The organism is Streptomyces sp. NPDC002181, assembly GCF_042890485.1.
GTDB lineage: Bacteria > Actinomycetota > Actinomycetes > Streptomycetales > Streptomycetaceae > Streptomyces.
In genome coordinates this window covers 174,040-188,915 of record NZ_JBIASC010000002.1, presented here as the reverse complement: position 1 = coordinate 188,915, position 14,876 = coordinate 174,040, and the positions used below count along the sequence as shown (strand labels likewise).

The window sequence follows — 14,876 nt, the reverse complement described above, 5'->3', positions numbered from 1 at the left end:
CTCACTCCTCGGGGAACTCGCCCGCCATCGCGGCGGCCATCCGCAGGTGGGGGCGGGCTTCGCCGGCCCGGCCGCGGCGCTCCAGCGTCCGGCCGAGCAGCAGGTGCGCGTAGTCCTCCACCGGCCAGCGCTCCAGGAGGGCGCGGAGCTCCTCCTCGGCGCGCGAGAGCTGGGCGGAGTGGTAGTAGGCGCGGGCCAGCAGCAGCCGGGGCGCGAGCTGCTCGGGGGCCTCCTGCGCCAGCGCGCACAGGATCTGCGCGGCCCTCGCGTACTCCTTCGCGTCGAAGAAGAGCCGGGCGCGCTCCCAGCGCTCGGCAGCCGTGCCGTGCTCGAAGTACGTCGTCGGCGCGTTCATGGGGCCCCTTCCGCCGTTCAGGTGATGTCTCCGCACGCCCCAACACGTGAGGGCGGCCGGACATTCCACCGAACGCGGCGCGGGCGGCGGTACTAAGTTGTGCCGTATGAGCAATCTCGATCGCCAGCCCGCTCTCTCCGCCTGCGGCGGCCGCGGCTTCGTCGTCGCCGAACCCGTGCGCGAGCTCCTCAGCCCGCGCACGGTCAAGCTCGGCGAGTCCACCGAGGTCCGCCGACTCCTGCCGAACCTGGGCCGCCGCATGGTGGGCGCCTGGTGCTTCGTCGACCACTACGGTCCGGACGACATCGCCGGCGAGCCCGGCATGCAGGTCGCCCCGCACCCCCACTGCGGTCTCCAGACCGTGAGCTGGCTCCACGACGGCGAGGTGCTGCACCGGGACAGTGTGGGCAGCCTGGAGACGATCCGCCCGCGCGAGCTCGGCCTGATGACCTCCGGCCGCGGGATCAGCCACTCGGAGGAGAGCCCGCGCTCGCACGGCCGCATCCTGCACGGGGCCCAGCTGTGGGTGGCCCTCCCGGAGGAGCACCGGCACGTGGACCCCCACTTCCAGCACCACGCCGAGCTCCCGCACGTGACCGCCCCGGGCCTGACGGCGACGGTGATCCTGGGCAGCCTGGACGGCGCGACCTCGCCCGGTACGGCGTACACCCCGATCGTGGGCGCGGACCTGACCCTGGCGGCGGGCACGGAGACCCGGCTCCCCCTGAACCCGGACTTCGAGTACGCGGTGCTGTCGATGTCGGGCGAGGCCCACGTGGACGGCGTCCCGGTCCTCCCGGGCTCGATGCTCTACCTCGGCTGCGGCCGCACGGAACTCCCCGTCCGCGCGGCCTCGGACGCAGGCCTGATGCTCCTGGGCGGCGAACCGTTCGAGGAGGAGATCGTGATGTTCTGGAACTGGATCGGACGGTCACACGATGATATCGCGCAGGCCCGAGAAGACTGGATGAACGGGTCGCGATTCGGTGAGGTGAAGGGCTACGACGGCCCTCCGATTCCGGCCCCAGAGCTTCCCCCAACCCACCTGAAGGCGCGAGGAAGGGTGCGTTGACCTGCTGGTTTGTGCGCGCGAGGGCTGGGTGTGGTAATCGCGCCCGGCCCTCCGGTTTTGGTTTCGCAGGGGAGGCTGTCGAATGCGGGGCGAGAGCCTTCGGCGCCGACGGTCGAGTCTCATGTGTCGCAGGCTGTAACCAGGTTTGGTCGGACGAATGCTGACCTTTTGCTGACTTTACTGACGAGTAGTTAGATCTGGTTGCCGGCTGCGTCGCCGCCTCTTGGCGGTCAAGGGCGATGGTGGTCGCCGCCGGGCCGTCGCCTCCCACCACCCTGGCGGCGAACCATGCCGGGGTCTGCGATCCATGGATGAGGGGGGCGGGTTAGTGCGCGGCGGGTGTTGTGCACAAGTGACAAGACATTGCTCGGCCGGTCCTCTTCGCCGCGCGGAGCTGGAAACGTCGTGTGAGAGCGGGAAGCCTACGGCTCCGATGTGACGGGGCGTTCCAGTGGAGTGCCCTCTTTGAGGAATCGGGTGACCGCGTCCATGCGGTCGGAGAATCCGACTGGTGTGTGGTCCGCCAAGAGGTCGAGGTGATCGGCGGGCCAAGCTTGGGGGTTGCCCTTCAGCAGCACGAGGCGCTGGTCGAAGGCGTAGTCCGCGCGCTCGATGCGCTGCACGAGCGACAGGGCATGCTCCAGGCCCTGCTCAGAGCCGCCGACGGCCTGCACCAGGACTGTTCGCTTGGGCAGGTTGATGCGCGCGGTGGGGCGTACCTTGGCGCCGCGGGGGAGCTCCACGGTGGGGCGCCGGTCGTAGGCGATGCGGGCATCGTCGAGGTACGCGTAGAACTGACGCACGAGCTTGCTGTCCCGGTCAGGGGCTGCGAGCCATCGCAGGCCGTCGGTGGTCAGCATCGCACTACTGATGTCCGATACGAGCGTCGCCGCCTGTTGCAGGGGCCGGCGGCCAACGATTCGTCCGTCTACTTCGCTGAGGCGGAATGCGCTGAGTGTCTCGGTCCAGGCGGTCGCTGCTCGGGTTGGGCCCCAGACGTCGACTCCAGCATCGGCCAAGCGAGAAACCATGGTGCCGCCGTCGCTGGCCAAGGCGTCGTCTCCGGACACTTGGAGAAGGACGGTCAGGCCGTCTCCGTCAGCGAAGTACGAGCGTCCTGTGAGTGCGACGGATCCCGGGCGGCTTGCCGGTGCGATGTGCCAGCAGCGCAAGTCCTCGGTGAGGCGAGGGTCGAGGGGGGAGGCGCTCATGGGTATTCCTCGAATCCCTCTAGCGGCGGGGCCGGTATCGGCGGCGTGGGCGGAACCCAAACGTAGCCTGCGGAGATGTCCATCTTGCATTCCAGGACGAAGTCCCTGACGACGCGGTCGTACTCTTCGTCCATAGAGGTGAGCGTCGCATTGGCGATCGGGTCCGGCGCGTGACGGATGTCGTCCGGGGCGTAGACGTCCCGGTTGCCTCGCTGTTCGCTCCACCTGTGTTTGTGCGTGCGATTGATGAAGTGCTCGCCAGTTTCACGGTCGAGGTGTGTCCCCCGAACATCGAGGCGGCGGAGGACCGTGCGGCTTCCGGGGTGGAGGAGTATCAGGCTGTACTCCCACGGCTTGTCGAGGCCTATTCGGAAGCGGAGGTCGAGGCGGCAGGAGAGATCGGTGCGGACAGGAGTGTTCGCCTCGACGTGGATAGGGGAGTACGCGCGACGCGGAGCATTCTTCTGTTTCCACCGGAACGGAAGGTGGAGAGCGCCTCCGACCTTGCCCCCGAGGATCTTGTCGGCCAGGGCATCGATCATCACGTCGTCAGGGTCCATGCACTCCCCCCTCAGCATCGAGACGACGAACATAGAACCAGCACCACGGGATTGATAGTGGAACGGATCAACGTCTTGCGTCTTCCTCAAGGTCTTCGGCCACACCCCGCGCGAGCCTCCACCGCTCCAGCAAGCCGCCGGTGGTCTGGGCTCGGTCGACGCGGAGGGCGGTTCCTCTGTGCGTCGGCGCTGGCAGCAACTTGCCGACCGGGTTCGGAAGTCTGCGCAGTCGCCGTGACAGCCGCCGACACCAGAGAGCCGCGCCGTATGGCTCAGCAGATTCTTCGTCTGCTGGTGGTACACGCGCCACACCCGTCCTGAGCAGGCAAAATGAAGCAATCTACCTTCGATGGCTCGGTACTGGCCCGCATCTGGCCCGGATCGTGGTCGTGGGGGAGCCCAGGCCCCGACCTGGGGCCCGACGCCCTCGCGTTGGGGCTCCAGCGCCCGATGGCGGACACGTCACTGACCAGGTCGTAGACCCGGGCGGCGCGGCATCGACCCAGCCGTGCCGGGTGAAGGCGAAATCCGATGTGTCCAGGACCCGCTGGTGCCTATCCACGCCAGGGTCAGGCTGTGCGGTCGGGCCCCGCCCATACTCGGATCCATGAAAGCAAAAGTGCGGCTCGGGGAGTTCCTGCAGACGCGGCGATCCCAGCTGCAGCCGGAGGATCTCGGGATACCCGACTACGGCGAGCGGCGCCGGGTGCAGGGTCTTCGACGCGAGGAGCTGGCGTCGCTGGCGGGTGTCAGCGTGTCCTACTACACCCGGCTGGAACAGGGGCAGTCCCTGAACGCCTCACCGCAGGTGCTGGACGCGATCGCACGGGCCCTGCGGCTGGAGGAAGCCGAGCGCCTGCACCTGCAGAACCTGGCCCGATCCTCGGCCACGGGCTCGGTACGAGGCCGCCGGCCCGCCCTGGAGCGGGTGACCGAGGCGACCGGCCAGCTGCTGGAGGCACTGGTCCACGTCCCGGCCATCGTGACCGGCCGCCGCAGTGACGTCCTGGCATGGAACCGGCTGGGCCATGCGCTGTTCGCCGGACACCTGGACCCGGGCACCCCGGACCGGCCGGCACAGCGGCCCAACATGGCCCGGCTGGTGTTCCTCGATGCGCACACCCGTGACCTGTACGCCGACTGGCCGGCGAAGGCCAGGGCCGTGGTGGGGAATCTGCGCCTGGTAGCGGGCCGGCACCCGGACGACACCGCGCTCCATGCGCTGGTGGGCGAACTGAGTGCGAAGAGCGCGGACTTCGCCTCGATGTGGGCCGACCACCGCGTCACGGCCTGCGCCGTCGCGACCTACGAGATGCGGCATCCGCTGGTCGGCCCGCTGACCGTCACCCAGCAGACCCTGAGCCCAGGCCAGGACCCGGATCAGGGGCAGAGCATCGTGGTCGCCACCACCGAGGCCGACTCGCCCGCGCGGACCACGCTGGCCCTCCTCGCCCAGGTCACCCCGCAGCACGACCCGGCGCGCCCGGGAGTCCGGGCCGGGTCCGGCTGACCCGGCCCACACCATCGGACGCCGCACAGACGTCCGCGAGTGCCCGTCCGTCCCTCCACTCGCCCCGGTACGAGCGGCCACCGGCCGCCCCTCCCTGAAGCCATCCCCAACCCCCGCGCGTCGGCGTACCGCTGCCGCATGCCCGAAAACAGTGAAGGAACCATGTTCAAGAACACGTACACGTGGTCCAAGACCGCCACGGCAGCGTCCGTCGTACTGACCGCGGCAGCGGTCCTCGCGGCCACCCCCGGCGTCGCGTCAGCCCTCTCCGCCCCGCTGAGCTGCGCACGCATCGCCACGCACTTCGACCTGGCCCGGCACCAGACGCCGGAGAACATCGCGCTGGCTCCCGACGGCAGCGCGTACGTCACCTTCGCCGCCGCCCGCCAGGTCGCCCGCATCACCCCCGGGGGATCCACCCGGATCCTGGCCACCCTGCCCGCACCCGCCGACGGCGGCATCCACACCCCGGTCCTGGGCTTCGCCCTGACCACCGGCATCGTCCGTGCACACGACGGCACCCTGTACTTCCTGTACGCCACCGGCACCTCCGAACTGACCGGCCTGTGGCGCCTGCGCCCCGGCGGCACACCGCAGCGCATCGCCGCGCTGCCCGCGGCCGGCCTGCCCAACGGCCTGGCCCTGGACCCGCGGACCCGGACCCTCTACGTCACCGACTCCGTCCTCGGCACCATCTCCAGTGTGCCCACCACCGGCGGCACCCCCCGCACCTGGTCCGCCGCCCCCGAACTGGCCTCCACCGGATTCCTCGGCGCCAACGGGCTGAAGATCCGGGGCGGGGCGCTGTGGGTCACCAACCTCGACCGGGGCGTCGTCCTCCGCATACCCGTCCAGCGCGACGGTCGCGCCGGCCAGGTCCAGACCCGGGCCACCGGCCTGGCCGGGATCGACGACTTCGCCTTCACCGGCCACGGCGACCAGATCCTGGCCGCCCTCAACGGCCCCGGCGAGGTCGCCCTCGTCCAGCCCGACGGCACCCACTCCACCGTCCTGACCGCCGCCGACGGCCTGCAGAACCCCACCTCCATCGCCCTGCGCGGCGACACCGTCTACGTCCTGAGCGCCGCGTACGTCACGGCCAAGGACCCCAACCTCCTCCTGGCCCACCTGAACGGCTAGCCCCAATGTCGTGAGGGTCCATCAGGATTCATGGCACTCGCCACCCGCCGTTGCGGCCGGTGCGACGGTCCCCGCAGCCGACGCCACATCGGCCGAGGCGCTGATCGCGGTTCTTGGAAACGTTCGGTGCTTGGCCGCGGCATCGCTACGCCTCCGAGGGTGTGGCCGGCCGCGTCGCGTAACGGTGGCGCATGGCGTCGCTGGCTGCGGGGCCTGCGGTGAAGACGTAGGTGTCGCTGTCGTCGAGCCGGCGGCCGGTCTTGGCGTCGACGACGACGGGCTCGACTTCCTCGCCGCTGTGCGCGTTGACGAGGATCATGCTGCGTTCGGCCGGTGTGAGGCGGGAGTTTCCCCACGCGGCCAGGGCGACGATCACCGGTCGCAGGGAGTGTCCGAGTTCGGTGAGGACGTACTCGTGACGCACGGGGTTGGTCTGGTAGGGCCGGCGCTCCAGTAGTCCGTCCGCGACGAGGGTTTTAAGCCGGGTGGTGAGCATGCTGGAGGAGATGCCCAGGCTCTCCTGGAACTGGTCGAAGCGGGTGTAGCCGTCGAAGGCGTCGTGGAGGATCAGCAGCGTCCACCACTCGCCGACGTGTTCCACCGTCGTGGACAGCGGGCATTCCCGGTCCTCCAGCCTGATCCGGCTTGCCAAGGCGACCATCCCCTCAGTTACTGCTAAAGTCGAAGTTAGTGACTTCCATTTTAGCAGTAACAAGGGATGGGGCGCCCTCTGCGCCCCGCACCCGGGAACGGAGCACAGCGTGACCGCATCCATCAGCGAATCTCTCGAAGGCCGGCGCGCTCTGGTCACCGGAGGCACCAAGGGCACTGGAGCCGCCATTGCCCGGCGTCTCGCCCAGGTCGGCGCGACCGTACTGGTCACCGCCCGCAGCCGCCCCGACGACGTGGAGGAGAAGACGTTCATCACCGCCGACCTGTCCACCGCCCAGGGCGCCGCAGACGTAGCCGCCGAGGTGGGGGCCCGCGTGGGAGGCGTCGACATCCTGGTCAACACCCTCGGCGGGTCCGAGGCACCGGCCGGCGGGTTCGCGGCGCTCGGAGAGGACGACTGGGCGAGGGAGCTGAACACGAACCTGCTGGCCGCCGTTCGTCTGGACCGCGCGCTCCTGCCGCACATGATCGCCACGGGCAAGGGCGCAGTCGTGCACGTCACCTCGATCCAGCGCCGCATGCCGCTGTGGAACGGAACTCTGGCCTACGCCGCAGCCAAGGCCGCCCTGACCACCTACAGCAAGGGCCTGGCGAACGAGGTCGCCCCGCACGGCGTCCGCGTCAACACCGTCTCGCCCGGCTTCGTGCAGACCTCCGCCGCCGACAACCTCATCGCCCGGATCGCACAGGAGGCAGACATCACCCAGGAAGCCGCGCTGGGCCGGCTCATGGACTCCCTGGGCGGCATCCCTCTCGGCCGCCCCAACCGGCCCGAGGAGGTCGCCGAGCTCGTCGCCTTCCTCGTCTCCGACCGCTCCTCGGCCATCGTCGGCGCCGAACACGTCATCGACGGCGGCACCACCCCCACCGTCTGAACCCGCCACCACACCGAGGAACGTCATGCACGACAGCCAGCCCCGAACCATCACCCCGGACACCCTGCCCGAGGTGATCACCCGCTACCTCACAGCGCACCGCGCCCACGACACCGCAACCGCAATCGCGGCGTTCACCCGCGAAGCCACGGTGATCGACGACGGCAACACCTACGAGGGCACCAAGGCGATCGAGGGGTGGCTCGGCCGATCCGCCACCGAATTCACCTACACCATCCACCTCGCGAACGCTCAGCAGACCGACGCGACCCACTACATCGCCACCCACCACCTCGAAGGCAACTTCCCCGGCGGCACCATCGATCTGCGCTACCAGTTCGCACTCCGTGGCAACCTCATCGAACGCCTTGTCATCGAGCCCTGAGTCCGCTCACCTGTTGCCGCCTGCGCGACAAGCCCCGCTCACCCAGGGGCGCCCTCCCAGCCGTGCCCAGTATCCGCCCGACCGCCGGGCCAGCCCGCGGTGCTGCCCGCCGGACTGGACGTAGCCGTAGACCTCATGACTGGTCTGGAGCCCGTTCACGACGGGCGGTTAGCTCGTGGAGGTCAGCCGCCTGGAGATACTCGATCGTCGCCTCGGTGTCCGACGTGATCTCGGCGAGCTCCCGGGCAGACGGTCTCACTTGGCTCTGACATCAAAGTCATCAACGTCGACAGGCTCCCGCTCCACTTCGACGCCGAGCTGCCGCGTGTGCCCGGGGCCCGTGACAGCCCGGCTCGAGTGGCACTGGCGTCGGGCCAAAACATCCCGGTCAGTCTGGAAGGGTTGGCCCGGCGCAAAACCTGTGCCGGAACGCGTACCACCTCCGTCGACCGGGAGAGAAGCATGACCATCAAGGACATCGGGCCCGAACCTCAGAGTTTCGACCTCGAGCAGGCGACGCTGGAGAACACCAGCTACCGCTCGGTCGCCTGGTCCGGGAAGTACCTCCAACTGACCCTCATGTCGATCCCGGTGGGCGAGGACATCGGCCTGGAGGCGCACCCGGAGACCGACCAGTTCCTCCGGCTCGACGCGGGTCGCGGCCGCGTTCAGATGGGCAGCGCGAAGGACCGCCTCGACTTCGATCAGGAGGTCGAGGACGGCTGGGCGGTCTTCGTACCCGCCGGCACGTGGCACAACGTCACCAACACCGGGGACGAGCCCATGCAGCTCTACGCCGTCTACGCCCCGGTCCACCACGCCCCGGGCAAGATCCACGCAACCTTCGCCGACGCGGAAAGCGACGAAGGGTCGGGCAACGACGAACCCCCGACCTGGTCGGTCCAGCCCACCCACCACCCCGCGGACAAGCACGCCTGACCACAGTGGGGACCCAGGAGAACAGACGAGCACCAGGTCGCTGACCTGGGCTCCGCTATGGAGCGGATGCCGGACCCGGATCGGCTTCCGGCACACGATCCGCTGACCGGGTCCGGTCGGTCCTCGCGGTATGCACCGCGCGTGGCGCCGGTTGCCGCGCAGTCCTCCCGCGACGACACCGCAAGCCCGGTCCCCCTCACCCAGAGGGAGCCGCCGATCGCCGGCGGGTGGCACGCGAGGCGCCATCGCGGCCTCAAGGCGCTGGCCGACGTCGGCGCGGCCCGGGAGGTGCTCGGCGGCGATCGTGGGCGTCGCCACCTCGGGCCGTATCCGCCCCGCACGACCACGTCCACCCGCTGCACCCCGCGCTCCGACCGGGCGGACCCAGTCCGGTCCCAGTCCGGTCCCGGTCAGGGACGGGCCGGGCCGGTTCCCGCGAGCACCTCGGGGCGCAGCAGGGAGGTGAGCCGCTCGGCCGGCAGCAGCCCCCGTTCCAGGACCAGCTCGGCCACGCCCCGGCCGGTGGCCAGGGCCTCCTTGGCGATGTCGGTGGCGGCGGTGTATCCGATGTGCGGGTTCAGGGCGGTCACCAGGCCGATGGAGTTCTCGACGGTGGCGCGCAGCATCTCGGTGTTGGCGGTGATGCCGCTCACGCAGCGTTCCGCGAGGGTGAGGCAGGCCGCGCGCAGGTGAGTGACGGACTTGGACAGCGAGTGCAGGATGACCGGCTCGAAGGCGTTGAGCTGGAGCTGTCCGGCTTCGGCGGCCATGGTGATGGTGATGTCGTTGCCGATGACCTCGAAGGCGACCTGGTTGACGACCTCGGGGATCACGGGGTTGACCTTGCCGGGCATGATGCTGGAACCGGCCTGGACCGGGGGCAGGTTGATCTCGCCGAGTCCGGCGCGGGGCCCGGAGGACAGCAGGCGCAGGTCGTTGCAGGTCTTGGACAGCTTGACGGCGACGCGCTTGAGGACGCCGGACATCTGGACGAAGGCACCGCAGTCCTGGGTGGCTTCGACCAGGTCGGGAGCGGTGACCAGGGGCAGGCCGGTGATGTCGGCGAGGTGGCGGCGGGCGGCCTCGGCGTATCCGGCCGGGGCGTTGAGACCGGTGCCGATGGCGGTGGCGCCGAGGTTGATCTCGTGGATCAGTCCGAGGGCCTCCGCGAGTCGGCTGCGGTCCTCGTCCAGCATGACGGCGAAGGCGGAGAACTCCTGTCCGAGCGTCATCGGCACGGCGTCCTGGAGCTGGGTGCGGCCCATCTTCAGGACATCGTGGAACTCGGCGGCCTTGCGGGCGAAGGCGTTCTGCAGGACGGCCATGGCGTCGAGGAGACCGCGCACCGCGAAGACGGTCGCGATCCGCACGGCGGTCGGGTAGACGTCGTTGGTGGACTGGCCGAGGTTGACGTCCTCGTTGGGGTGCAGGTGTCCGTACTCGCCCCTGGAGTGGCCCAGCAGCTCCAGCGCGCGGTTGGCGATGACCTCGTTGGCGTTCATGTTGGTCGAGGTGCCGGCGCCGCCCTGGATCACGTCGACGACGAACTGGTCGTGGAGCTCGCCGCCGCGGATCTCCTGGCAGGCGGCGACGATGACGGCCGCCTTCGTGGGCTCCAGCAGGCCGAGTTCCCCGTTGGCGAGGGCCGCGGCCTCTTTGACGGCGGCGAGGGCGTCGATCAGGTGCGGGTAGGTGGAGATGGGCGTGCCGGTGATGGGGAAGTTCTCGGTGGCGCGCAGGGTGTGGACGCCCCAGTAGGCGTCGGCGGGGACGTCGCGGTCTCCGAGCAGGTCGTGTTCGGTGCGGCTGGAGGCGGTCAAGGCGGTCACGGGTGTACGGATCCTCTTCCTGAGGTGAGCGGATCGAAGGTGGGGAGAGGGGCAGGCGGGTGTCAGGCGGTTGCGGTGACGGGGGCGCCGGGCGGGTTCAGGGCCGCTACCGGCCGGATGCCGCCGACGGTCCGGCCGCCACCGGTGACGGGCTCGCCCGTGAACCCGGCGAGCAGCCGGGGCTCGACTCCCGCACGTGCGAGGGCGGCGGCCGTCACTGCCGTACGCGCGCGGTCGGCCCCGTCGGCGACCTTCACGGCGACGGCCCGGCCGTCGGGCAGCGCGGCCACCTGGACGCCCTCGAAGCCGTCCTTGGCCAGCAGTCCGGGCACCGCGCGCATCAGTGCGGCGGTGTCCCGCCCGGTACCGGAGGCCATCTCCGGGTGGAGGCGCAGTGCGTTCGCCACACGGTGCTCGGCGGTGTCCGGGGCGGCGGTGGCGATGCGGGCGGCGGCGCGGGCCAGGCCGTGCAGGGACACCGCGAACAGCGGGGATCCGCAGCCGTCAACGGTGACGTTCGCGATGTGCTGGCCGGTGAGCTCCTCGACGACCTCGGCGATCGCCCTCTGGAGCGGGTGGTTCGCGTCGAGGTAGCTCTCCAGGGGCCACCCGGACAGCTTGCACAAGTACAGCATCGCCGCGTGCTTGCCGGAACAGTTCTGGGCGAGCCGGGACGGCCCGCGGCCCTCGCGCAGCCAGGCGTCGCGGACGGCCGGGCCGTAGGGCAGGTCGGGGACGTTGCGCAGGTCGGCCTCGGTGAGACCGGCCAGCTCCAGGACCAACCGGACACCCGAGAGGTGGTGCTCCTCGCCGGAGTGACTGCCCATCGCGAGGGCGAGCAGGGCTCCGTCGAGCGGCAGGCCGGCCCGCACCATGGCGACGGCCTGGACCGGCTTGAGTGCCGAGCGTGGATAGCAGGCGGCCTCGATGTCTCCGATGCTGGTCCGGACCTCGCCCTCGCCGTCGAGGACGGCGACGGAACCGTAGTGGACCCCCTCGATCATGCCGCCCCGCATGACGTGGGCGACGGGGGCGTGCCGGGGCTCGCGGATCGCGGGCGCGTCCGCGGGGAAACTGCTGCGCATCACTGCCTCGTTCTGTGGTGGGTCGCTGCTGACCGGGTGGCGACCGGCACCCCCGGGCGCAGGCGGACGGGCGGGCGTCCGGCTCAGCCGTCGCTCCGGGCGGCGGCGCGCGCCACGCGGCCGCGGACCGCGTACCAGCCGGCGACCAGCGCCGCGGCGATCAGCGGTACGCACAGCACGGTGGTGCGCCCCGCGCCTCCGTCGGCGTACATGAGGACCAGGACGGAGGCGAGGAAGGCCAGCGTCACGAGTTCGGTCCAGGGGGAGCCGGGCAGGCGGTAGGAGGGGCGGGTGAGTTCACCGTCGCGGGTCTTCCGCCAGAAGAGGAGGTGGCAGACCATGATCATGCCCCAGGTGGCGAGGATGCCGATCGCGGCGAGGTTGAGGACGATCTCGAACGCGTCGGCGGGGACCACGAAGTTGAGCCCGACGCCCAGGACGCACATGCCGCTGGTGAGGAGGATGCCGCCGTAGGGGACCTGGGTGCGGCTGAGCCGTGCGGTGAACTGCGGGGCGGAGCCGTTGACGGCCATCGAGCGCAGGATGCGGCCGGTGGAGTAGAGGCCGGAGTTGAGCGAGGACATGGCCGCGGTGAGGACGACCAGGTTCATCACGTCGGCGGCCGCCGGGACGCCGATGTGGGAGAGCACGGTCACGAACGGGCTCTGGCCCGCGCTGTAGCTGCTCCAGGGCATCAGCATCGACAGCAGGACGACCGAGCCGACGTAGAAGAGGCCCACGCGCCACATGATCGAGTTGATCGCCTTCGGCATGATCTCCTCGGGCTTCTCGGTCTCGCCGGCCGTGACGCCGACCAGTTCGACGGAGGCGTAGGCGAAGACGACGCCCTGGATGATCAGCAGCATGGGGAGCAGGCCGTTGGGGAATATCCCGCCGTTGCCGGTGATCAGGGCAGGGCCGGGGACGGCGCCGTCGACGGGGTGCCGGGTCGCCAGGAGGAAGATCGCGATCCCCATGAAGACGACCAGGGCGCCGACCTTGACGATGGCGAACCAGAACTCCAGTTCGCCGAAGATCCGCACCGAGATGAGGTTCACGGTGAGGACCACGGCCAGGGCTATGAGGGCGATCACCCACTGGGGGACATCGGAGAACAGGTGCCAGTAGTGGGTGTATGTGGCGACGGCGGTGATGTCGGCGATGCCGGTGGTCGCCCAGTTGAGGAAGTACATCCAGCCCGCGGTGTACGCGCCCTTCTCCCCCATGAACTCACGGGCGTAGGAGACGAAGGCGCCGGAGGACGGCCGGTACAGGACCAGCTCGCCGAGCGCGCGCACGACGAGGAACGCGAAGATCCCGCAGACGGCGTAGGCGATGAACAGGGAGGGCCCGGCCTCGGCGAGGCGTCCGCCCGCGCCGAGGAAGAGCCCGGTACCGATCGCGCCGCCGATGGCGATCATGTTGACGTGGCGGGGTTTCAAGGACTTGCTGTAGCCGGTGTCACCGGCGTCGACGTGACGGGTCGTGGGGCGCTTCTCGTCTTTGAGGAACTGCTCGCTCACGCCTCGGGTCTGCCTTCTGTAGGGGCGGTCGTGCGCTGGGAGCGCACGATGTCGGTAAGGGTCGTCTCGACCCGGAGCAGGTGGTGGGACATGGCCTCCACCGCGTCGTGCTCGCTGCCGTCGGCCAGCGCCTCCAGGATCGCCCGGTGCTCGCAGTTGGACTGCTCGCGCCGGCCGCCCAGTTCGTTGAGGAAGGTCGACTGACGCGCCAGTGCGTCGCGGATCTCCTCGATGACGCGGCGGAAGACGGGGTTGCGGGAGGCCTCGGCCACGGCCAGGTGGAACACGGTGTCCATCGCCACCCACGCGGTGGTGTCGGTCTCCTGCTCCATCCGGTCCAGCAGATGGCCCAGGTGGTCCAGGTCCTCGGGGGTGCGGCGCAGCGCTGCGTACCCGGCGACCGGGATCTCGACGTGCCGGCGCACTTCCAGCAGGTCGCTGGCGGCGTAGTCGCCGAAGGTGGGCTCATCGACCGTGTTCGCCAGGACGAACGTGCCCTTGCCGCTCTTGGACACGGTCAACCCCATGGCCTGCAGGGCCCGGAGGGCCTCCCGCAGCACGGGTCGGCTGACCTCCAGGGTGCGGCACAACTCGGCTTCCGAGGGGAGCTTGTCGCCCACGGCGTACTCACCGCGCTCGATGGCGCTGCGCAGGTGGCCGAAGACCGCTTCCATGGCACTGACGCGCCGCGGAAGGGGGCCACCTGTCTGGCTGTCTGACAGGTTCACGGTGTGATCCTGGGGGGTCCGCCCCGGGGTGTCAAGGCACCTGTGCCGGGAAAGTCCGGCCCGGCGCGTTTCGCACCGTGCGCGTGTTCCGTCCGGCCGTCCGTGCAGGACCGGTACCTCCGGCGGAGCCCGCGGCAGCCACCAGGGCCCGCATGACCGGCGCGCCGTCGCCCATCTCCGGGTGCCACTGGACGCCCACGGCGAAGCGGTGCCGGGTGCTCTCGATCGCCTCGACGGTGCCGTCCGCCGCACGGGCGGCGACGACCAGTCCCGCGCCGAGGCGGTCCACCGCCTGATGATGGTGCGTGGCAACGTGGTGCGTCCCCGGCAACAGGGCGCCGACCCGTGTCCCGGGTACGGTGGTCACGGCGTGGGAGCAGAAGTGGCCCCGATAGGGGTTGTGGCCGTCGTGGCCCACCCGGTCGGGCAGGTGCTGGATCAGGGTGCCGCCCTCGTGTACGTTCATCAGCTGCATCCCCCGGCACACCCCGAGCACGGGTATGTCGCGGGCGAGGCCGGCAGCCAGGACGGCCCGCTCCCATGCGTCGCGCTCGCGCACCGGCGGCCCGGTACGCGGATGGGGCACGGCCCCGTACAGGGCGGGATCCAGATCCTCGCCTCCCGCCAGGAGGATCGCGTCCAGACGTTCGACCACGTCGGCCGCGGCTTCCGGCGCGTCTGGTGGCAGCAGTACGGCGCGGCCGCCGACCGCCCGGACGCAGTCCGCGTAGGCCGCGGGCAGCACTGCGGCAGGCAGGTCCCACTCACCCCACTGCGCGTGGGCGAGGTAGGTGGTGAGTCCGATGAGCGGTGGCTGGGGCATACCACTTCCTTTCGGGGCATGAGGGGTGGCCGTCGACAGCCGCAGCCGAACCGCCCGCAGCCGCCACGGCAGGCGGCGGCGGGTGGCGAGGTGGTACGGGCGGAGGCCACCGTGACGGCGGGGGAGGGGTGTTCGCGGTCCAGGAGCGCAGGCTTGCGTTTTCTTGCCG

15 protein-coding genes are annotated in these 14,876 nt (G+C 70.3%); 6 read left to right on the top strand and 9 right to left on the bottom strand.

What is annotated here, in order from left to right; translation table 11 throughout:
* Nucleotide 1: 1 nt before the first annotated feature.
* Nucleotides 2–355 carry a tetratricopeptide repeat protein gene (locus tag ACFYXV_RS07065; protein WP_389382237.1) on the bottom strand — a complete coding sequence of 118 codons (354 nt, stop codon included), beginning with the start codon at nucleotides 353–355 and terminating at the stop codon, nucleotides 2–4.
* Between the two features lie 106 nt (nucleotides 356–461).
* On the opposite strand from ACFYXV_RS07065, the gene ACFYXV_RS07060 reads away from it, so the two are divergent.
* Entirely contained in the window at nucleotides 462–1,427 is a 966-nt protein-coding gene (locus ACFYXV_RS07060) for a pirin family protein (RefSeq protein ID WP_389382236.1), read from the top strand.
* Between the two features lie 422 nt (nucleotides 1,428–1,849).
* Here the strand turns inward: ACFYXV_RS07060 and ACFYXV_RS07055 are convergent, their stop codons facing one another.
* Nucleotides 1,850–2,638 carry a hypothetical protein gene (locus ACFYXV_RS07055; RefSeq protein WP_389382235.1) on the bottom strand — a complete coding sequence of 263 codons (789 nt, stop codon included), beginning with the start codon at nucleotides 2,636–2,638 and terminating at the stop codon, nucleotides 1,850–1,852.
* The gene (locus ACFYXV_RS07050; RefSeq protein WP_389382234.1) at nucleotides 2,635–3,231 is read right to left on the bottom strand and encodes a hypothetical protein; all 597 of its coding nucleotides are present in this window, start codon (nucleotides 3,229–3,231) and stop codon (nucleotides 2,635–2,637) included. Before ACFYXV_RS07050 ends, ACFYXV_RS07055 begins: the two co-directional genes overlap by 4 nt.
* Before the next feature lie 574 nt (nucleotides 3,232–3,805).
* Between ACFYXV_RS07050 and ACFYXV_RS07045 the strand changes: the two genes are divergently transcribed.
* Together ACFYXV_RS07045 and ACFYXV_RS07040 are read left to right on the top strand one after the other, a co-directional pair.
* On the top strand, nucleotides 3,806–4,708 hold the full coding sequence (locus ACFYXV_RS07045) for a helix-turn-helix domain-containing protein (RefSeq protein WP_389382233.1): 903 nt from the start codon (nucleotides 3,806–3,808) through the stop codon (nucleotides 4,706–4,708).
* A 162-nt stretch (nucleotides 4,709–4,870) separates the two neighbouring features.
* Nucleotides 4,871–5,848, top strand: a complete 978-nt coding sequence (locus tag ACFYXV_RS07040; protein WP_389382232.1) for a hypothetical protein — start codon at nucleotides 4,871–4,873, stop codon at nucleotides 5,846–5,848.
* A gap of 145 nt (nucleotides 5,849–5,993) precedes the next feature.
* Here ACFYXV_RS07040 and ACFYXV_RS07035 read toward each other — a convergent pair whose 3' ends face one another.
* Nucleotides 5,994–6,509: a helix-turn-helix domain-containing protein gene (locus ACFYXV_RS07035; RefSeq protein ID WP_252310438.1), complete on the bottom strand. Its 516-nt coding sequence runs from the start codon at nucleotides 6,507–6,509 to the stop codon at nucleotides 5,994–5,996.
* Nucleotides 6,510–6,609: 100 nt separating this feature from the next.
* Here ACFYXV_RS07035 and ACFYXV_RS07030 point away from each other — a divergent pair, with 100 nt between their 5' ends.
* From ACFYXV_RS07030 to ACFYXV_RS07020, 3 genes are all read left to right on the top strand, one after another.
* The gene (locus ACFYXV_RS07030) at nucleotides 6,610–7,395 is read left to right on the top strand and encodes an SDR family oxidoreductase (protein ID WP_389382231.1); all 786 of its coding nucleotides are present in this window, start codon (nucleotides 6,610–6,612) and stop codon (nucleotides 7,393–7,395) included.
* A 25-nt stretch (nucleotides 7,396–7,420) separates the two neighbouring features.
* Nucleotides 7,421–7,780: a nuclear transport factor 2 family protein gene (locus ACFYXV_RS07025; protein ID WP_389382230.1), complete on the top strand. Its 360-nt coding sequence runs from the start codon at nucleotides 7,421–7,423 to the stop codon at nucleotides 7,778–7,780.
* Nucleotides 7,781–8,242: 462 nt separating this feature from the next.
* Nucleotides 8,243–8,719 carry a cupin domain-containing protein gene (locus ACFYXV_RS07020; protein ID WP_266782098.1) on the top strand — a complete coding sequence of 159 codons (477 nt, stop codon included), beginning with the start codon at nucleotides 8,243–8,245 and terminating at the stop codon, nucleotides 8,717–8,719.
* Between the two features lie 410 nt (nucleotides 8,720–9,129).
* On the opposite strand, the gene aspA is transcribed toward ACFYXV_RS07020, so the two are convergent.
* The 5 genes from aspA to ACFYXV_RS06995 form a co-directional block, all read right to left on the bottom strand.
* The gene (aspA, locus tag ACFYXV_RS07015; RefSeq protein ID WP_073772927.1) at nucleotides 9,130–10,539 is read right to left on the bottom strand and encodes an aspartate ammonia-lyase; all 1,410 of its coding nucleotides are present in this window, start codon (nucleotides 10,537–10,539) and stop codon (nucleotides 9,130–9,132) included.
* A gap of 71 nt (nucleotides 10,540–10,610) precedes the next feature.
* Complete coding sequence (locus ACFYXV_RS07010; protein WP_385957198.1) at nucleotides 10,611–11,633, bottom strand: asparaginase; 1,023 nt, start codon at nucleotides 11,631–11,633, stop codon at nucleotides 10,611–10,613.
* 83 nt (nucleotides 11,634–11,716) lie between these two features.
* Entirely contained in the window at nucleotides 11,717–13,156 is a 1,440-nt protein-coding gene (locus tag ACFYXV_RS07005) for an amino acid permease (protein ID WP_073796631.1), read from the bottom strand.
* A complete protein-coding gene (locus ACFYXV_RS07000) occupies nucleotides 13,153–13,884 on the bottom strand; it encodes a FadR/GntR family transcriptional regulator (RefSeq protein WP_073796630.1) in 732 nt (243 codons plus the stop codon). The genes ACFYXV_RS07005 and ACFYXV_RS07000 overlap by 4 nt, the downstream gene beginning before the upstream one ends.
* Before the next feature lie 31 nt (nucleotides 13,885–13,915).
* The gene (locus ACFYXV_RS06995) at nucleotides 13,916–14,707 is read right to left on the bottom strand and encodes a gamma-glutamyl-gamma-aminobutyrate hydrolase family protein (protein WP_389382229.1); all 792 of its coding nucleotides are present in this window, start codon (nucleotides 14,705–14,707) and stop codon (nucleotides 13,916–13,918) included.
* Nucleotides 14,708–14,876 lie beyond the last annotated feature (169 nt).